Source organism: Citrobacter sp. Ca225, assembly GCF_030337175.1.
In the GTDB taxonomy this organism is placed as follows: domain Bacteria; phylum Pseudomonadota; class Gammaproteobacteria; order Enterobacterales; family Enterobacteriaceae; genus Citrobacter_A; species Citrobacter_A amalonaticus.
Genome location: NZ_JAOWCD010000103.1, coordinates 110,590 through 127,967, shown reverse-complemented (window position 1 = coordinate 127,967; position 17,378 = coordinate 110,590). Strand labels below are relative to the sequence as shown.

Sequence of the window (17,378 nt, the reverse complement as noted above, 5' to 3'; positions counted from 1 at the left end):
CGCCATGAACACCACACTTGCCCAACAAATCGCTAATGAAGGCGGCGTCGAAGCCTGGATGGTTGCCCAACAACATAAAAGTCTGCTGCGCTTTTTAACCTGCGGTAGCGTGGATGACGGCAAAAGCACCCTGATCGGTCGCCTGTTGCACGACACGCGGCAGATTTATGAGGATCAGCTTTCATCGTTGCATAACGACAGCAAACGTCACGGTACGCAGGGTGAAAAACTGGATCTGGCGTTGCTGGTGGATGGGCTGCAGGCCGAGCGTGAGCAGGGGATTACCATCGACGTGGCGTATCGTTATTTCTCCACTGAGAAGCGCAAATTTATCATTGCCGATACCCCTGGGCATGAGCAATATACCCGCAATATGGCGACCGGCGCGTCTACCTGCGATCTGGCGATCCTGCTGATCGACGCCCGTAAAGGCGTGCTGGATCAGACCCGTCGTCACAGCTTTATTTCAACACTGCTGGGGATCAAACACCTGGTGGTGGCGATCAACAAAATGGATCTGGTCGATTACAGCGAAGAAACCTTTGCGCGTATTCGTGAAGATTATCTGACCTTTGCCGAACAGTTGCCGGGGAATCTGGATATCCGCTTTGTCCCGCTCTCCGCGCTGGAGGGTGACAACGTCGCCTCCCAGAGCGTCAGCATGCCATGGTACAGCGGCCCGACCTTACTTGAAGTGCTGGAGACAGTTGAGATCCAGCGCGTGGTCGACAGTCAGCCAATGCGCTTCCCGGTGCAGTACGTAAACCGTCCAAACCTCGATTTCCGCGGTTATTCCGGCACGCTGGCTTCCGGGCGCGTAAAGGTAGGGCAGCGCGTGAAGGTGCTGCCGTCCGGTGTGGAATCCAGCGTGGCGCGGATCGTCACCTTTGATGGCGATCTGGACGAAGCCTTTGCCGGAGAAGCCATTACCCTCGTCCTGAAAGACGAGATTGATATCAGCCGTGGCGATCTGCTGCTGGCGGCGGAGGAGAGTTTACCTGCCGTACAGAGCGCCGCCGTTGACGTGGTCTGGATGGCGGAACAGCCACTGGCACCGGGGCAGAGCTACGAAATCAAAATCGCTGGTAAAAAGACCCGTGCGCGCGTTGATCATGTTCAGTATCAGGTAGATATCAACAATCTGACGCAGCGTGAGGTAGACACTCTGCCGCTGAACGGTATTGGCCTGGTGAATCTGACCTTTGATGAGCCGCTGGTGCTGGATACCTATCAGCAAAACCCGGTGACCGGCGGGCTGATCTTTATCGATCGTCTGAGCAATGTCACCGTCGGTGCCGGTATGGTCCGCGAACCGATTGTGCAGGAGACCGCTACGCCATCAGAATTCAGCGCCTTTGAGCTGGAACTGAATGCGCTGGTACGTCGTCACTTCCCGCACTGGGGTGCTCGCGATCTACTGGGAGGAAAATAATGGCGCTGCATGACGAAAACGTCGTCTGGCATGCTCATCCCGTCACGCCGCAACAGCGTGAGCAACACCACGGTCATCGTGGTGTTGTGCTGTGGTTTACCGGGCTGTCCGGGTCCGGTAAGTCGACCGTCGCCGGGGCGCTCGAAGAGGCGCTGCATCAACTGGGCGTCAGTACCTATTTGCTGGATGGCGATAACGTTCGCCACGGCCTGTGCAGCGATCTGGGGTTCAGTGATGCCGACCGAAAAGAGAACATCCGTCGCGTGGGCGAAGTCGCAAACCTGATGGTGGATGCGGGATTGGTGGTACTGACGGCGTTTATTTCTCCGCACCGTGCAGAGCGGCAAATGGTGCGCGAACGCGTCGGTGAGGGGCGCTTTATTGAAGTGTTCGTGGATACGCCACTGGAAATCTGTGAAGTCCGCGATCCAAAAGGATTATACAAAAAAGCGCGGGCTGGCGAATTGCGCAACTTCACCGGAATTGATTCCGTTTACGAAGCGCCTGAATCGCCAGAGGTTCATCTCAATGGCGAACAATTAGTAACAAATTTGGTCGCCCAATTATTAGACCTGCTCAGACAGAGCGATATTATCAGATCCTGAGACACCTGACCGCTGTGTACGGTCAGTCAAGGTTACAGGATTCACTATGCGCAATAGCCAGAACATCACACTCACAACGACAGACGCGTTTGCTACAGATGACGAAACCACCTGGTCGCTACCGGGCGCGGTGGTGGGTTTCGCGTCATGGCTGCTGGCGTTGGGGATCCCCTTTCTGGTGTATGGCCCTAACACGTTGTTTTTCTTTATCTACACCTGGCCTTTCTTCCTGGCGTTGATGCCCGTTGCGGTGGTTGTGGGTATCGCGCTGCATTCCCTGCTCAACGGCAAATTGCGCTACAGCATTGTTGCAACGCTGCTGACCGTTTGCGCAATGTTCGGCGCACTGTTTATGTGGTTGCTGGGCTAAAGCGCGACGGCTGTCCATAATTCAAACCGTAACTAACAATGAGATGATGTTCTCAGGGTTCTGGGTATACGTTATAAAGGGCAATTGTGGTACATTTGCCCGCGTTGTTGCGGCTTTCCCGTCTGCAAACGTCGTGTCGTTTGCGGAAGTATGGGAGGATGATGCCGTTTTTCAGGGGGCAGGATGGGTAAACTAACGCTGCTGTTGCTGGCTTTACTGGTCTGGCTACAGTATTCACTGTGGTTCGGTAAGAACGGCATACATGATTACAGTCGCGTCAATGATGACGTGGCGGCGCAGCAGGCGACGAACGCCAAACTTAAAGCACGTAACGATCAGTTGTTTGCCGAAATTGACGATCTCAATGGCGGTCAGGAGGCTATTGAGGAGCGTGCACGCAACGAACTCAGCATGACTAAGCCGGGCGAAACGTTTTATCGCCTGGTGCCCGACGCGTCTAAACGCGCGCAAACTGCGGGGCAAAATACTCGTTAAACCAGCCCAGGAAATCACATGGCAGCCACTTTATTGGATGTTTGCGCCGTGGTGCCGGCGGCCGGATTTGGCCGCCGTATGCAAACGGAATGTCCGAAGCAATATCTCTCGATCGGCAATAAAACCATTCTCGAACACTCGGTCTTTGCGCTGCTGGCGCATCCCCGGGTGACCCGCGTGATCATCGCGATAAGCCCTGGCGACAGCCGCTTTGCCCAGCTCCCTCTGGCGCAGCATCCGCAAATTACCGTCGTGGACGGGGGAAATGAACGTGCAGACTCTGTGCTGGCCGGATTGCAGGCCGCCGGAGACGCCGAATGGGTGCTGGTGCATGATGCGGCGCGTCCCTGCTTACATCAGAATGATTTAGCACGTCTGCTGGCGCTTAGCGAAACCAGTCGCACTGGCGGGATCCTTGCCGCACCGGTGCGCGACACGATGAAACGCGCAGAGCCGGGCAAAACCGCCATCGCCCATACGGTCGAACGTAACGATTTATGGCACGCGCTGACGCCGCAATTTTTCCCTCGCGAGCTGCTGCATGACTGCCTGACACGCGCACTGAATGAAGGGGCGACGATCACCGATGAAGCCTCGGCGCTGGAATATTGTGGCTTCCATCCACAGCTTGTTGAAGGACGGGCTGATAATATCAAAGTAACCCGTCCGGAAGATTTAGCGCTGGCTGAATTTTACCTGACCCAAATAATTCACCAGGAGAAAGCATAATGCGAATCGGACACGGTTTTGACGTACACGCCTTTGGCGGGGAAGGCCCCATTATCGTTGGTGGTGTGCGTATTCCCTATGAAAAGGGGCTGCTGGCGCATTCTGATGGCGATGTTGCGCTGCATGCGCTCACCGACGCGCTGCTTGGCGCGGCGGCACTGGGTGACATTGGCAAGCTGTTTCCGGATACCGATCCGGCGTTTAAAGGCGCAGACAGCCGTGAGCTGTTGCGTGAAGCCTGGCGTCGGATCCAGGCAAAAGGTTACACCCTGGGCAACGTCGATGTGACCATTATTGCTCAGGCGCCGAAGATGCTGCCGCACATCCCGCAAATGCGTGTGTTTATTGCTGAAGACCTCGGTTGTCACATGGATGATGTGAACGTGAAGGCCACCACCACGGAAAAACTCGGTTTTACCGGGCGTGGGGAAGGGATTGCCTGCGAAGCGGTGGCGTTACTCATTAAGGCCGCGAAATGACAGAGTTTGAAAATCTCACGTATCTCCACGGTAAGCCGCAAGGCTTCGGTCTGCTGAAAGCCAGTCCGGAAGATTTTGTGGTGGTCGAAGATTTAGGTTTCGAACCCGATGGCGAAGGTGAACACATTCTGGTGCGTATTCTTAAAAACGGCTGCAACACCCGTTTTGTGGCTGACGCGCTGGCGAAGTTTCTGAAAATTCATGCCCGTGAAGTGAGTTTTGCCGGGCAAAAGGATAAGCATGCGGTCACCGAACAGTGGCTGTGCGCGCGCGTACCAGGCAAAGAGATGCCCGACCTGAGCGCTTTCCAGCTTGAAGGTTGCAAGGTGCTGGAATATGCGCGTCACAAACGCAAGCTACGTTTAGGCGCGCTGAAAGGCAATGCGTTCACGCTGGTGCTACGGGAAATCAGTCATCGTGATGAAGTGGAATCCCGTCTGCAAGCGATAAACGCTGGCGGCGTACCGAACTATTTCGGCGCTCAGCGTTTTGGTATCGGCGGCAGCAATCTGCAAGGTGCGCTGCGCTGGGCGCAAAGCGATGCACCGGTCAGGGATCGCAATAAACGCAGTTTTTGGTTGTCGGCGGCCCGCAGTGCGTTGTTTAATCAAATTGTCAGCGAGCGTCTGAAAAAAACAGACTTTAATCAAGTTGTTGACGGCGATGCGCTACAATTAGCGGGACGCGGAAGCTGGTTTGTCGCCACGCAAGAAGAACGGGCGGAATTACAGCATCGTGTCGATGAAAAAGAACTGATGGTGACGGCTTCGCTTCCCGGCAGCGGCGAGTGGGGAACCCAGCGGGATGCGCTGGCGTTCGAACAGTCCGCGATTGCCGAGGAGACCGCGTTGCAGTCGCTGCTGCTGCGTGAAAAAGTTGAGGCGTCGCGAAGAGCGATGCTGCTCTATCCGCAGCAATTAAGCTGGAACTGGTGGGATGATGTCACCGTCGAGTTACGTTTTTGGCTGCCGGCGGGGAGCTTCGCCACCAGCGTTGTGAGGGAACTGATCAACACAATGGGTGATTATGCGCATATTGCTGAGTAACGATGATGGGGTCCACGCGCCCGGTATACAAACGCTGGCGAAAGCCCTGCGGGAGTTTGCTGATGTACAGGTCGTCGCCCCGGATCGGAACCGCAGTGGTGCGTCAAATTCGCTGACGCTTGAATCCTCTCTCCGGACGTTTACTTTCGAGAACGGCGATATCGCCGTGCAGATGGGCACACCCACTGACTGCGTATACTTGGGCGTCAATGCACTCATGCGCCCGCGTCCGGACATCGTGGTCTCGGGAATTAATGCCGGCCCCAACCTGGGGGATGACGTTATCTATTCCGGCACCGTCGCGGCGGCAATGGAAGGGCGACATCTTGGCTTTCCGGCGCTTGCCGTGTCGTTAGACGGGCACCAGCATTATGAGACCGCAGCGGCCATCACCTGTCGGATCTTACGCGCCCTGCGGCGTGAACCGCTGCGTACCGGGCGGATCCTCAATATCAACGTGCCCGATTTACCGTTGGAGCAGATCAAAGGCATTCGCGTGACGCGTTGCGGCAGTCGTCATCCCGCAGACAAAGTGATCCCGCAGGAAGATCCGCGCGGCAACACGCTGTACTGGATTGGCCCACCGGGCGACAAATGCGACGCCGGGCCTGATACCGATTTTGCGGCAGTGGACGACGGTTACGTGTCCATTACGCCGTTGCATGTAGATTTAACCGCGCACAGCGCGCATGATGTGGTTTCCGACTGGTTAGAGAGCGTGGGAGTTGGCACGCAATGGTAAGCAGACGCGTACAAACGCTTCTTGATCAACTGCGCGCACAGGGGATTCGCGATGAGCAGGTGCTTAATGCCCTGGCCGCGGTGCCGCGTGAGAAATTTATTGATGAAGCGTTTGAACATAAAGCCTGGGACAATATCGCGTTGCCGATAGGTCAGGGGCAGACGATTTCGCAGCCGTACATGGTGGCGCGAATGACCGAACTCCTCGAACTGACGCCGCAGTCGCGTGTGCTGGAAATTGGCACGGGTTCCGGGTATCAGACGGCGATACTGGCGCACCTGGTACAGCAGGTTTGTTCCGTCGAACGTATTAAAAGTTTGCAATGGCAGGCGCGTCGCCGTCTGAAACAACTCGATTTACACAATGTTTCAACTCGTCACGGTGATGGTTGGCAAGGCTGGCAGGCACGCGCGCCATTTGACGCTATTATTGTGACGGCAGCACCGCCGGAAATCCCGACCGCGTTGATGACGCAACTGGATGAAGGTGGCATTCTCGTCTTGCCCGTGGGTGACGAGCATCAGTTTCTGAAACGGGTGCGTCGTCGGGGCGGCGAATTTATTATCGACACCGTGGAGGCGGTACGTTTTGTTCCCTTAGTTAAAGGGGAACTCGCGTAAAAAGCGGTTCCGAATACCTGGAATTTTCCTGGAGTTTTTGGAACTGGTCAGCGTATCGTGGTCACATTTTCCAGTGCCCATTTGCTGTCTGCACGATTATACGTCACTGGTTGTTAACCAATTTTTCCTGGGGGATAAATGAGCGCGGGAAGCCCAAAATTCACCGTTAGCCGCATTGCGGCACTGTCACTGGTTTCGCTATGGCTGGCGGGTTGTTCAAATTCATCGAATCCACCGGCGCCGGTAAGCTCAGTCAATGGTAATGCTCCGACGAATACCAGTTCTGGCATGCTGATTACGCCGCCGCCGAAGATGGGGACGACGACGTCCGCTCCGCAGACACCGCAAATTCAACCGGTGCAACGTCCGACGACACAACCGACGCATGTTCAGCCCGTCGCCGAGCAACCCGTGCAGATGGAAAACGGACGTATTGTCTACAATCGCCAGTATGGGAATATTCCGAAAGGTAGCTACAGCGGTGGCAGTACGTACACCGTTAAAAAAGGCGATACGCTTTTTTATATCGCCTGGATCACCGGGAACGATTTTCGTGACCTGGCGCAACGCAACAACGTTCAGGCCCCGTATGCTCTGAATGTCGGACAAACGCTGCAGGTGGGTAACGCATCGGGTGCGCCAATTACCGGCGGTAATGCGATAACTCAGGCCGACGCGGCAGAGCAAGGAGTTGTGACCAGACCTGCACAAAATTCCGCCATCGCTGTTGCGTCGAAACCGACAATTACGTATTCTGAGGATTCAGGTGAACAAAGTGCTAACAAAATGTTGCCGAACAACAAGCCTGCTGGGACTGTGGTCACAGCACCTGTAACGGCTCCAGCAGTTAGCGCAACCGAATCGACAGCAAGCAGTTCGTCTACCAGTTCGCCAATCTCCACATGGCGCTGGCCGACTGACGGCAAAGTGATCGAGAACTTTGGGGCTTCCGAGGGGGGCAATAAAGGGATCGACATTGCAGGCAGTAAGGGACAGGCTATTATCGCGACCGCCGATGGGCGCGTGGTCTATGCCGGTAACGCACTGCGCGGTTACGGTAATCTTATTATCATCAAACACAACGATGATTACCTGAGTGCCTACGCTCATAACGATACAATGCTGGTCCGGGAACAACAAGAAGTGAAGGCAGGACAAAAAATAGCGACGATGGGTAGCACCGGAACCAGTTCTACACGTTTGCATTTTGAAATTCGTTACAAGGGGAAATCCGTAAACCCGCTGCGTTATTTACCGCAGCGATAAAGCGACGGAACCAGGCTGACACTTGCTAGTTCCGTCAAGGGATCACGGGTAGGAGCCACCTTATGAGTCAGAATACGCTGAAAGTTCATGATTTAAATGAAGACGCGGAGTTTGATGAGAACGGAGTTGAGGTTTTTGACGAAAAAGCCTTAGTTGAAGAGGAACCCAGTGATAACGATTTGGCTGAAGAAGAGCTGTTATCGCAGGGGGCCACACAGCGTGTGTTGGACGCGACTCAGCTTTACCTTGGTGAGATTGGTTATTCGCCACTGTTAACGGCCGAAGAAGAAGTGTATTTTGCGCGTCGCGCACTGCGTGGAGATGTCGCCTCACGCCGTCGGATGATTGAAAGTAACCTGCGTCTGGTGGTGAAAATTGCCCGCCGTTATGGCAATCGTGGTCTGGCGTTGCTGGATCTGATTGAAGAGGGCAATCTGGGGCTTATCCGTGCCGTTGAGAAGTTTGACCCGGAACGTGGGTTCCGCTTCTCCACATACGCAACCTGGTGGATTCGCCAGACGATTGAACGGGCTATCATGAACCAAACCCGTACCATTCGACTGCCGATCCACATCGTTAAAGAGCTGAACGTTTATCTGCGTACCGCGCGTGAGTTGTCCCATAAACTGGACCACGAACCGAGCGCGGAAGAAATTGCAGAACAGCTGGATAAACCGGTTGATGACGTTAGCCGTATGCTTCGTCTAAACGAGCGCATTACCTCGGTAGACACCCCGTTGGGTGGCGATTCCGAAAAAGCGTTGCTGGATATCCTGGCCGATGAGAAAGAGAACGGTCCGGAAGACACCACGCAAGATGATGATATGAAACAGAGCATCGTCAAATGGCTGTTCGAACTGAACGCCAAACAGCGTGAAGTGCTGGCACGTCGTTTCGGTCTGCTGGGTTATGAAGCTGCAACACTGGAAGATGTGGGCCGCGAAATCGGTCTGACTCGTGAACGTGTTCGTCAGATTCAGGTTGAAGGCCTTCGCCGTCTGCGTGAAATTCTGCAGACTCAAGGGCTGAATATCGAAGCGCTCTTCCGCGAGTAAGCACCGTTCTAACAAGAAAGGCCAGCCTCTTTGAGGCTGGCCTTCTTCTTTCTGGCTGACTACGCTGTGTTTTTGCGGGTGAAGGCAGACGGGAGCATTTTCATGCTTACTCAGGTTTGTTAATCAGGCATCATTTTCTTGATTAGCAGGGCGAATTGCGCGCGTTCTTCGTCATTCAACCGTCCCAGAAACTCCTCATCCACCCGATTTCCCAACGGCATGCTTACCTTCAGCAAGGCTTCTCCTTCAGGGGTCAGATAAACGAAGCGGCGACGTTTATCCAGCGGATCGTTTTCACGCCTCACCAGCCCACGTTTTTCCATTCGGCTTAGCATTTCTGCCAGCGTCGCTTTGGTACTGACGGCGGCCTCCATCAGATTAACCTGTTCAATGCCGGGACATTCCGCAATGGCACGCATCACCGCGTACTGTGGTTTAGTCAGATCCGGCAACGCATGCTGCCAACGCGCCGTATGTTGTTGGAACAGCTGGCGTAACAGGTGAAACGCTTTATTCCGTAACTCCATGAAAACTCCAGGCTAAAAATCATGTCTCCTATCATAACGGGTAACACCGCGTTTTTTAACGAGGAAATCTTAAGCAATACGTGCGGAAAAAAACGGGCGCTATTGTCGTCGCTGTTTTACAGGGGTAATTTATATTAAATGTTCGTATACGAACAATTTGTGGAGTGATGAATGAGACTGATTGTGGGGATGACTGGGGCAACGGGAGCGCCGCTGGGTGTAGCACTGTTGCAGGCGCTGCGGAAGATGCCGGATGTGGAAACGCATCTGGTGATGTCGAAATGGGCCAAAACCACCATTGAACTGGAAACGCCATACCGTGCGCGCGATGTTGCCGGACTGGCCGATTTTTGCCACAGCCCGGCGGATCAGGCGGCGACCATCTCGTCAGGTTCGTTTCGTACCGACGGCATGATCGTTATTCCTTGCAGCATGAAAACCCTGGCTGGAATACGCGCAGGCTACGCCGACGGTCTGGTGGGACGCGCTGCCGACGTGGTGCTGAAAGAAGGGCGCAAGTTGGTTCTGGTGCCGCGTGAAATGCCGCTTAGTACGGTGCATCTCGAAAACATGCTCGCGCTTTCACGCATGGGCGTGGCGATGGTGCCGCCCATGCCTGCGTTCTATAACCATCCACAGTCCGTTGATGATATTACGCAACACATCGTGGCCCGCGTACTGGACCAGTTTGCGCTGGAGCACCCGCATGCGCGTCGCTGGCAGGGATTAGCGCAGGCACAGAATTTTTCACAGGAGAATGAATAATGGCATTTGATGATTTGCGCAGCTTTTTGCAGGCGCTCGACGACCAGGGACAATTGCTGAAAATCAGTGAAGAGGTGAACGCGGAGCCGGATCTGGCCGCGGCTGCCAACGCCACTGGCCGTATTGGCGACGGCGCACCGGCGCTATGGTTCGATAATATTCGTGGTTTTACCGACGCGCGTGTGGCGATGAATACCATCGGCTCCTGGCAAAATCATGCCATTTCATTGGGCTTACCGCCGAATACGCCAGTGAAAAAGCAGATAGATGAGTTTATTCGTCGCTGGGATAAGTTCCCGGTCACCCCGGAACGCCGCGCGAATCCGGCATGGGCGGAAAACAGTGTCGATGGCGAAGCGATTAACCTGTTCGATATTCTGCCGCTGTTTCGCCTGAACGACGGCGATGGCGGATTTTACCTGGATAAAGCCTGCGTAGTCTCCCGCGATCCGCTCGACCCGGACAACTTCGGCAAGCAGAACGTCGGTATCTACCGGATGGAAGTGAAGGGCAAGCGTAAGCTGGGCCTGCAACCGGTACCGATGCATGATATCGCGCTGCATCTGCATAAGGCGGAAGAGCGCGGCGAGGATCTGCCGATCGCCATCACCCTGGGTAACGATCCGATCATCACGCTGATGGGGGCGACACCGCTGAAGTACGATCAGTCCGAATATGAAATGGCAGGGGCGCTGCGCGAAAGCCCGTATCCCATCGCCACTGCGCCGTTGACCGGATTTGATGTGCCGTTGGGATCGGAGGTGATCCTGGAAGGGGTGATTGAAAGCCGCAAACGTGAAATTGAAGGCCCGTTTGGCGAGTTTACCGGCCACTATTCCGGTGGTCGCAATATGACGGTTGTGCGTATTGATAAGGTGTCGTATCGCAGTAAACCGATTTTTGAATCCCTTTATCTCGGTATGCCGTGGACAGAAATCGACTATTTGATGGGGCCGGCCACCTGCGTTCCGCTGTATCAGCAACTAAAAGCGGAGTTCCCGGAAGTGCAGGCGGTTAACGCCATGTATACCCACGGCCTGCTGGCGATTATCTCGACCAAAAAACGCTACGGCGGTTTTGCGCGAGCGGTGGGACTGCGCGCGATGACCACGCCACACGGGCTGGGTTACGTGAAGATGGTGATCATGGTGGATGAAGATGTCGATCCGTTCAACCTGCCGCAGGTGATGTGGGCGCTGTCGTCGAAAGTCAACCCGGCGGGGGATCTGGTTCAGCTACCGAATATGTCAGTACTGGAACTTGATCCGGGCTCAAGTCCGGCGGGGATCACCGATAAGCTGATTATCGACGCCACCACGCCCGTTGCGCCGGATAACCGTGGTCACTATAGCCAGCCGGTGTGCGATCTCCCGGAAACCAAAGCCTGGGCTGAAAAGCTGACTGCCATGCTGGCCAACCGTAAATAAGGAGCCTCAGATGATTTGCCCACGTTGTGCTGATGAACATATTGAAGTGATGGCGACCTCGCCAGTGAAAGGCGTCTGGACGGTGTATCAGTGCCAACATTGCCTGTACACCTGGCGTGATACGGAGCCGCTACGTCGTACCAGCCGCGAACACTACCCGCAGGCGTTTCGTATGACGCAGAAAGATATCGATGAGGCGCCGATGGTACCCACTATTCCGCCGCTGCTGACAGAAGATAAGCGCTGACGGAGTGCCGGATGGCGGCTGAGGCCTTATCCGGCCTGGGAAAGTACAGTACCGTTAATATGTGGCCCGATACGCAAAGCGGCATCGGGCCTTTTTCTTACACCAGACTCTTCAGCCGATAGATCCACTCCAGCGCCTGACGGGGCGTTAGCGAATCCGGGTCGAGATTTTCCAGTGCTTCAACGGCAGGAGAGGTCTCTTCGGGAACGGACAGCAGCGACATCTGGGTGCCATCCACCTGTGTTGCCGCCGCGTTGGGTGAAATGCTCTCCAGTTCGCGCAGTTTCTGTCGCGCACGTTTGATCACCTCTTTCGGAACGCCCGCCAGCGCTGCGACCGCCAGGCCGTAGCTCTTACTGGCCGCACCGTCCTGCACGCTATGCATAAAGGCAATGGTATCGCCGTGCTCTAACGCGTCGAGATGGACGTTGGCTACGCCTTCCATTTTTTCCGGCAACTGGGTCAGCTCGAAGTAGTGCGTCGCGAACAGCGTCAGCGCTTTGATCTTATTCGCCAGATTTTCCGCACATGCCCACGCCAGCGACAGGCCATCGTACGTGGATGTCCCGCGGCCAATCTCATCCATTAGCACCAGGCTGTTCTCAGTGGCGTTGTGCAGAATGTTGGCCGTTTCGGTCATCTCTACCATGAAGGTGGAGCGCCCGGAGGCCAGATCGTCCGCTGCACCTACACGGGTAAAGATACGATCGACAGGACCAATTTCCACCTTCTGCGCCGGTACGTAGCTGCCAATATAGGCCAGCAGGGCAATCAGCGCGGTCTGGCGCATGTAGGTACTTTTACCGCCCATGTTTGGTCCGGTAATGATCAGCATTCTGCGCTGTGGTGAGAGGTCGAGCGGGTTGGCGATAAACGGCTCATTCAGGACCTGTTCCACCACCGGATGGCGGCCCTCGGTAATACGAATACCCGGTTTATCGCTGAAGGTTGGGCAGGTGTAGTTCAGCGTGTACGCGCGTTCGGCCAGATTCACCAGTACATCGAGTTCCGCCAGTGCACTGGCGCTCTGTTGTAGATCCGCCAGATGCGGTAGCAGCAGGTCGAACAGTTCGTCATAGAGCTGTTTTTCCAGCGCCAGCGCCTTGCCCTTGGAGGTCAGAACCTTATCTTCGTACTCTTTGAGTTCCGGAATGATGTAGCGCTCGGCGTTTTTCAGCGTCTGGCGACGGACGTAGTTGATTGGTGCGAGGTGGCTCTGCCCACGGCTAATCTGGATGTAATAACCGTGCACCGCGTTAAAGCCGACTTTCAGCGTGTCCAGCCCGGTACGCTCGCGCTCACGGATTTCCAGCCTGTCGAGATAGTCGGTCGCACCGTCTGCCAGGGCGCGCCACTCATCAAGCTCTTCGTTGTAGCCCGGCGCAATAACACCACCGTCACGAACAAGAACCGGGGGAGCATCAACGACCGCACGTTCCAGCAGTTCCCGCAGTTCGGCGAATTCGCCCATTTTCTCGCGCAGCATTTGTACAGGGACGCTGTCCACCGACTCCAGTTGCGCACGCAGTTCCGGCAGTTGCTGGAAAGCGTGGCGCATGCGAGCGAGATCGCGCGGACGCGCGGTACGCAGTGCCAGACGCGCAAGAATACGTTCCAGATCGCCCACCTGGCGCAGCACGGGCTGCAGTTCACTGGTTGCATCCTGTAATGAACCAATGGTTTGCTGACGTTCTGTCAGGATTTTCGTATCACGTACCGGCATATGCAGCCAGCGTTTGAGCATACGGCTGCCCATCGGCGTCACGGTGCAGTCGAGCACGGCGGCCAGCGTGTTCTCCATGCCCCCGGCCAGATTCTGGGTGATCTCCAGATTGCGGCGCGTCGCGGCATCCATGATGATGCTGTCCTGCTGCCGCTCCATGGTGATAGAGCGAATATGCGGCAGGGAAGTGCGCTGGGTATCCTTGACGTACTGCAACAGGCAGCCAGCGGCGCAAAGTCCGCGCGGCGCGTTTTCAACGCCAAAGCCAATTAGATCGCGGGTACCAAACTGCAAATTCAACTGCTGACGTGCAGTATCAATTTCAAATTCCCACAGCGGGCGACGACGTAATCCTCGACGACCTTCAATCAGAGCCATCTCCGCGAAATCTTCGGCGTACAGCAGTTCCGCCGGGTTGGTCCGTTGCAGTTCGGCGGCCATTGTTTCGCGATCGGCGGGTTCGCTCAGACGAAAACGCCCGGAGCTGATGTCCAGCGTGGCATAACCGTAGCCTTTACTGTCCTGCCAGATGGCGGCGAGCAAATTGTCCTGGCGCTCCTGTAGCAGGGCTTCATCACTGATGGTGCCCGGCGTGACAATACGCACGACTTTACGCTCAACCGGCCCTTTACTGGTGGCCGGGTCGCCAATTTGCTCGCAAATGGCGACGGATTCACCCTGATTGACCAGCTTGGCGAGGTAGTTTTCGACCGCATGATGGGGAATACCCGCCATCGGGATGGGCTCGCCCGCAGACGCACCGCGCTTCGTCAGCGAAATGTCGAGCAACTGCGACGCCCGTTTTGCATCGTCGTAAAAGAGTTCGTAAAAGTCGCCCATGCGATAGAAAAGCAGAATCTCCGGGTGTTGGGCCTTCAGCTTGAGATACTGCTGCATCATTGGCGTGTGGTCTGATAGATCCTTGTCAATAGACTCATTCATATTGATTTTGCTCGTTTTTTAATTCTTTCAAGTGCTCATGTGGCCCCAGGTAAAACCCTTTTAAACCCACATAAACCCATAAATTTGTAGCTCACTTGTAGCCCAAGACGTGATAGATTGGTTTTACTCCTTCTCTGGGCTACAAATGGTGGTGATACTTTGAAAACAACTCTCAATCAGGCTTTTATTATCAATAAGTTAAGTATCAATGTTAAGCCTGAGCTCAGTAGCTCTGGAAAAGTCGTTTTCGAAGCTAACCCTGACCAAAAACCTTACATAGTTTTTGACGATCATCGAGATTCGCCTGTTGGTTTCGGTGTGAAGGTCAGTTTGACGAAAAAAACCTATGTAATCCAGCGAAGAGTAGCCTCGTCAGATCGTAATGTCAGTGAGGGTAAGAAGCCAAGCTCTGTCTTGAAAGTAAAGGTTGGAAATGTGTCTGATTTTCCAAGTATCGATCAAGCCCGTGAGGCAGCTCGGCAGTTGGTTCAGACAATGATTGCAACAAAGAGAAATCCCAACAAGATTAAAAGGGAACTCGATCTGGCTGAATTGACTGTGAGTGAAGCTTTTGCCCAATACAGGAGTCACTTACTTGGCAGAACCAAACCTGCTAAACCAAACACTCTCAATGTGTTAGACAAAGCTGAGAGTCGGTTAAAAGAATGGCAGAACCTTCGAATCAAGGATCTTACTGGTAATGAAATCCTTCGGAAGTTTGACGAGATTGCTTCAAGAGCCAGAACAGCAGCAGAACAGACTTTTAGGTGGGCCAATGTTGCTGTAAAACACGCAATCGAGATAGAAGCTGGGAATGCTCAGACCCAGCAACGACAACCTTCGTTGTCCTATAATCCTTTTTCAATTTTAAAGGTACAGAAGAAGTTCAGAACACGATCTGAGCTGGAAGATAGCTATCGTGCCAAGGGCGTACGAAATCCATTGTCCCCCAAAGATACTTTGGGACGGTTTCTAGGTGCATTACACAATAAGCGAGGTTTTAATCGTTTGGGTTGTGATTATCTGTTGCTGACCATTTTGACAGGAGCCAGGAAAGAAGAGACAGCAACACTGTGCTGGCGAGAGGCCCTGACAGAAGAGGAAGTCAGAACGACAAGCTATGTCGATCTCGAAAACCGGGTTATTCGCTTTTACGACACGAAAAATCGTAACGACCATGAGCTTCCAATCTGTGATGCTACAAAGAGAATTCTGGAAGACCGACGAGATATCGTCAACGATACCGAAATACGGGCAGATAAACGCAAATGGGTTTTTCCGGCTCGTTCATCACGAAGCAAGGTTGGACATTATTCTGACAGTAAAAGCTTGCGCGAGTATATCTGCCAGGAAGCTGGAATAATGAAGCTGGGAATGCACGATCTAAGAAGAACCTTTGGTCGAGTTGCAGAAGGGCTTACTTCGTATGCAGTGGTGAAAAGATTGCTTAACCACCGTAATACCACAGACCCTACTGAAAGATATGCTGAGCCTGATAAAGAGCGGGTATTTGAAGCTCTTCAACTGATTGAGCTTCATATGCTGATGACGTCACCAGAATTGTATAATACACTTTTGGCTTCGGCGAAGTACCCACCATTGCCAGAAAATCAGGAGAATAAGGAATGAGTACTATTGATACTTTAAGGGAATACGCCGAAGTATGGCGGCTATTTGGTAGTATGCCAGATGATGCAACCCTGAGTGCTGAAGTTTCGGCCCTTTATCTTGGTGTAAGTGTCAAAACATTGGCTCGTTATCGCCAGACTGGTAATGGCCCTGCTTATATTCAATACCAGGCAGAAGACAGCAAGGCAAGGAATCAACGAGTAAATTATCTTTTAGGTGATTTAAGAACATGGCGGGATCATCATAAAGTGAACAGCACAATGGAAGCAGCACAGATCCGTGGGTTGGCTTTTGCTTCTTTGACTGATTTTACCAAGCCAGAGCCTTTCTGGACTATTGATAATAAAATCTATTCTCATGCTCTTACTGTATCTGACGAAGTATTCAAGGAGCTATTAAATACCTCTCGCGCAGAAGTTATTTGGATCTCTCTTGAAAAAGTGTTGTTTGAGAACTGGCATACTTCGAGAGAGCGTCAGAAATGGAATGATGTTTTTGTTAGAGTACTAAGTGGGATGATTAAATCATGTGAAGTTGAACAAGAACGTCATATACTTAATGATATCTTATGATTAGTTTTATTCCCAATATAAAGTTGAATTTGTATTGGGAAATCATTATCTGCGGAAGTGTAAATTTTCAACAGTATTGTTTATTATTTCAATCAAATGGAATTCCGTCTTCAGGATATCTTCTTCTGGATTTTTTAACCGGCTTTGTTTTACTCCCGGCACGATAAAAATTAAACGAATTGGCAAAGTCTTCTGTCTCCAGTCTGGATTTTCTGAATTTATCCATCAGATCTTCATTGAAACGACGAGGAATTCCCTTAACGCACAAGTTTGAATTCAGATATACCTGATTATCTATGGTGTCACGAATAAGTATTTTCCTACCAAATAACTCTTTGAATGCACGTGAAACATTTGATTTATTCAGTCCAAGCTCTTTAGCAGTACGTGACTGTGAAAAATCAGGAATAATATTACCGTAATCAATGGCTGAGAAGAGATAAAGCACAATTTTAAATGCTGTGGGCGTCAAATCCATTCTGGCGAGTGTCGCCATATTACCTTTAAAGATCATTGAGAAATCGTCCCTGAAGGACGTCTTTTTATAGCTGGTTGCTTTAATTTTTATCTCTTCCAGATCTTCGGGCATAACCTCTAATGCTTCTGCAATAATGGATTTCTGTTCTTTAGTTAATACAACACTTGTGATTGACATAATGGCTCCTTTTTTATTTTTGTAATTACAGATATGGCATGTTTAATTCATT

19 protein-coding genes are annotated in these 17,378 nt (G+C 53.0%); 16 read left to right on the top strand and 3 right to left on the bottom strand.

Annotated features, from left to right (window positions below; genetic code table 11):
- Positions 1-4: 4 nt before the first annotated feature.
- From cysN to rpoS, 11 genes are all read left to right on the top strand, one after another.
- Positions 5-1,432 carry a sulfate adenylyltransferase subunit CysN gene (gene cysN / locus OGW13_RS24485; RefSeq protein ID WP_042999536.1) on the top strand — a complete coding sequence of 476 codons (1,428 nt, stop codon included), beginning with the start codon at positions 5-7 and terminating at the stop codon, positions 1,430-1,432.
- Entirely contained in the window at positions 1,432-2,037 is a 606-nt protein-coding gene (gene cysC / locus OGW13_RS24480) for an adenylyl-sulfate kinase (RefSeq protein WP_058587028.1), read from the top strand. Before cysN ends, cysC begins: the two co-directional genes overlap by 1 nt.
- Before the next feature lie 46 nt (positions 2,038-2,083).
- Positions 2,084-2,407 carry a DUF3561 family protein gene (locus tag OGW13_RS24475; protein ID WP_042999538.1) on the top strand — a complete coding sequence of 108 codons (324 nt, stop codon included), beginning with the start codon at positions 2,084-2,086 and terminating at the stop codon, positions 2,405-2,407.
- Positions 2,408-2,590: 183 nt separating this feature from the next.
- Complete coding sequence (ftsB, locus tag OGW13_RS24470; protein WP_042288707.1) at positions 2,591-2,902, top strand: cell division protein FtsB; 312 nt, start codon at positions 2,591-2,593, stop codon at positions 2,900-2,902.
- Between the two features lie 18 nt (positions 2,903-2,920).
- Positions 2,921-3,631, top strand: coding sequence for a 2-C-methyl-D-erythritol 4-phosphate cytidylyltransferase (gene ispD, locus OGW13_RS24465; RefSeq protein ID WP_044255010.1), 711 nt, complete (start codon positions 2,921-2,923; stop codon positions 3,629-3,631).
- Positions 3,631-4,110, top strand: a complete 480-nt coding sequence (gene ispF / locus OGW13_RS24460) for a 2-C-methyl-D-erythritol 2,4-cyclodiphosphate synthase (protein ID WP_042999540.1) — start codon at positions 3,631-3,633, stop codon at positions 4,108-4,110. Before ispD ends, ispF begins: the two co-directional genes overlap by 1 nt.
- The gene (gene truD / locus OGW13_RS24455; RefSeq protein WP_044268948.1) at positions 4,107-5,156 is read left to right on the top strand and encodes a tRNA pseudouridine(13) synthase TruD; all 1,050 of its coding nucleotides are present in this window, start codon (positions 4,107-4,109) and stop codon (positions 5,154-5,156) included. The genes ispF and truD overlap by 4 nt, the downstream gene beginning before the upstream one ends.
- On the top strand, positions 5,137-5,898 hold the full coding sequence (gene surE, locus OGW13_RS24450; protein ID WP_042999542.1) for a 5'/3'-nucleotidase SurE: 762 nt from the start codon (positions 5,137-5,139) through the stop codon (positions 5,896-5,898). The genes truD and surE overlap by 20 nt, the downstream gene beginning before the upstream one ends.
- Positions 5,892-6,518: a protein-L-isoaspartate O-methyltransferase gene (gene pcm, locus OGW13_RS24445; RefSeq protein ID WP_042999543.1), complete on the top strand. Its 627-nt coding sequence runs from the start codon at positions 5,892-5,894 to the stop codon at positions 6,516-6,518. Before surE ends, pcm begins: the two co-directional genes overlap by 7 nt.
- A 189-nt stretch (positions 6,519-6,707) precedes the next feature.
- Entirely contained in the window at positions 6,708-7,784 is a 1,077-nt protein-coding gene (nlpD, locus tag OGW13_RS24440; protein WP_309295136.1) for a murein hydrolase activator NlpD, read from the top strand.
- 62 nt (positions 7,785-7,846) lie between these two features.
- Positions 7,847-8,839, top strand: a complete 993-nt coding sequence (gene rpoS / locus OGW13_RS24435) for an RNA polymerase sigma factor RpoS (protein WP_000081550.1) — start codon at positions 7,847-7,849, stop codon at positions 8,837-8,839.
- Positions 8,840-8,958: 119 nt separating this feature from the next.
- On the opposite strand, the gene OGW13_RS24430 is transcribed toward rpoS, so the two are convergent.
- Positions 8,959-9,366, bottom strand: coding sequence for a MarR family winged helix-turn-helix transcriptional regulator (locus tag OGW13_RS24430; protein WP_044255027.1), 408 nt, complete (start codon positions 9,364-9,366; stop codon positions 8,959-8,961).
- Between the two features lie 171 nt (positions 9,367-9,537).
- Here OGW13_RS24430 and OGW13_RS24425 point away from each other — a divergent pair, with 171 nt between their 5' ends.
- Genes OGW13_RS24425 through OGW13_RS24415 form a run of 3 tightly spaced genes read left to right on the top strand, consistent with a single transcriptional unit; the run spans position 9,538 to position 11,805 of the window.
- Positions 9,538-10,131 carry a non-oxidative hydroxyarylic acid decarboxylases subunit B gene (locus OGW13_RS24425; protein WP_044255030.1) on the top strand — a complete coding sequence of 198 codons (594 nt, stop codon included), beginning with the start codon at positions 9,538-9,540 and terminating at the stop codon, positions 10,129-10,131.
- Complete coding sequence (locus tag OGW13_RS24420) at positions 10,131-11,558, top strand: non-oxidative hydroxyarylic acid decarboxylases subunit C (RefSeq protein ID WP_287116583.1); 1,428 nt, start codon at positions 10,131-10,133, stop codon at positions 11,556-11,558. Before OGW13_RS24425 ends, OGW13_RS24420 begins: the two co-directional genes overlap by 1 nt.
- Before the next feature lie 10 nt (positions 11,559-11,568).
- Entirely contained in the window at positions 11,569-11,805 is a 237-nt protein-coding gene (locus OGW13_RS24415) for a non-oxidative hydroxyarylic acid decarboxylases subunit D (protein ID WP_042999548.1), read from the top strand.
- Positions 11,806-11,902: 97 nt separating this feature from the next.
- Here the strand turns inward: OGW13_RS24415 and mutS are convergent, their stop codons facing one another.
- The gene (mutS, locus tag OGW13_RS24410) at positions 11,903-14,470 is read right to left on the bottom strand and encodes a DNA mismatch repair protein MutS (RefSeq protein WP_287116582.1); all 2,568 of its coding nucleotides are present in this window, start codon (positions 14,468-14,470) and stop codon (positions 11,903-11,905) included.
- Positions 14,471-14,629: 159 nt separating this feature from the next.
- Here mutS and OGW13_RS24405 point away from each other — a divergent pair, with 159 nt between their 5' ends.
- A complete protein-coding gene (locus OGW13_RS24405) occupies positions 14,630-16,099 on the top strand; it encodes a tyrosine-type recombinase/integrase (RefSeq protein WP_080916715.1) in 1,470 nt (489 codons plus the stop codon).
- Positions 16,096-16,671, top strand: coding sequence for a hypothetical protein (locus tag OGW13_RS24400; protein ID WP_016239676.1), 576 nt, complete (start codon positions 16,096-16,098; stop codon positions 16,669-16,671). The genes OGW13_RS24405 and OGW13_RS24400 overlap by 4 nt, the downstream gene beginning before the upstream one ends.
- An 88-nt stretch (positions 16,672-16,759) precedes the next feature.
- On the opposite strand, the gene OGW13_RS24395 is transcribed toward OGW13_RS24400, so the two are convergent.
- On the bottom strand, positions 16,760-17,326 hold the full coding sequence (locus OGW13_RS24395; protein ID WP_080917262.1) for a helix-turn-helix domain-containing protein: 567 nt from the start codon (positions 17,324-17,326) through the stop codon (positions 16,760-16,762).
- Between the last annotated feature and the right edge of the window lie 52 nt (positions 17,327-17,378).

Bases quoted from the DNA above. Each gene is read 5' to 3' on its own strand.
- cysN (WP_042999536.1), top strand. From the start codon at position 5: ATGAACACCACACTTGCCCAACAAATCGCTAATGAAGGCGGCGTCGAA.
- cysC (WP_058587028.1), top strand. From the start codon at position 1,432: ATGGCGCTGCATGACGAAAACGTCGTCTGGCATGCTCATCCCGTCACG.
- OGW13_RS24475 (WP_042999538.1), top strand. From the start codon at position 2,084: ATGCGCAATAGCCAGAACATCACACTCACAACGACAGACGCGTTTGCT.
- ftsB (WP_042288707.1), top strand. From the start codon at position 2,591: ATGGGTAAACTAACGCTGCTGTTGCTGGCTTTACTGGTCTGGCTACAG.
- ispD (WP_044255010.1), top strand. From the start codon at position 2,921: ATGGCAGCCACTTTATTGGATGTTTGCGCCGTGGTGCCGGCGGCCGGA.
- ispF (WP_042999540.1), top strand. From the start codon at position 3,631: ATGCGAATCGGACACGGTTTTGACGTACACGCCTTTGGCGGGGAAGGC.
- truD (WP_044268948.1), top strand. From the start codon at position 4,107: ATGACAGAGTTTGAAAATCTCACGTATCTCCACGGTAAGCCGCAAGGC.
- surE (WP_042999542.1), top strand. From the start codon at position 5,137: ATGCGCATATTGCTGAGTAACGATGATGGGGTCCACGCGCCCGGTATA.
- pcm (WP_042999543.1), top strand. From the start codon at position 5,892: ATGGTAAGCAGACGCGTACAAACGCTTCTTGATCAACTGCGCGCACAG.
- rpoS (WP_000081550.1), top strand. From the start codon at position 7,847: ATGAGTCAGAATACGCTGAAAGTTCATGATTTAAATGAAGACGCGGAG.
- OGW13_RS24430 (WP_044255027.1), bottom strand. From the start codon at position 9,366: ATGGAGTTACGGAATAAAGCGTTTCACCTGTTACGCCAGCTGTTCCAA.
- OGW13_RS24425 (WP_044255030.1), top strand. From the start codon at position 9,538: ATGAGACTGATTGTGGGGATGACTGGGGCAACGGGAGCGCCGCTGGGT.
- OGW13_RS24420 (WP_287116583.1), top strand. From the start codon at position 10,131: ATGGCATTTGATGATTTGCGCAGCTTTTTGCAGGCGCTCGACGACCAG.
- OGW13_RS24415 (WP_042999548.1), top strand. From the start codon at position 11,569: ATGATTTGCCCACGTTGTGCTGATGAACATATTGAAGTGATGGCGACC.
- mutS (WP_287116582.1), bottom strand. From the start codon at position 14,470: ATGAATGAGTCTATTGACAAGGATCTATCAGACCACACGCCAATGATG.
- OGW13_RS24400 (WP_016239676.1), top strand. From the start codon at position 16,096: ATGAGTACTATTGATACTTTAAGGGAATACGCCGAAGTATGGCGGCTA.
- OGW13_RS24395 (WP_080917262.1), bottom strand. From the start codon at position 17,326: ATGTCAATCACAAGTGTTGTATTAACTAAAGAACAGAAATCCATTATT.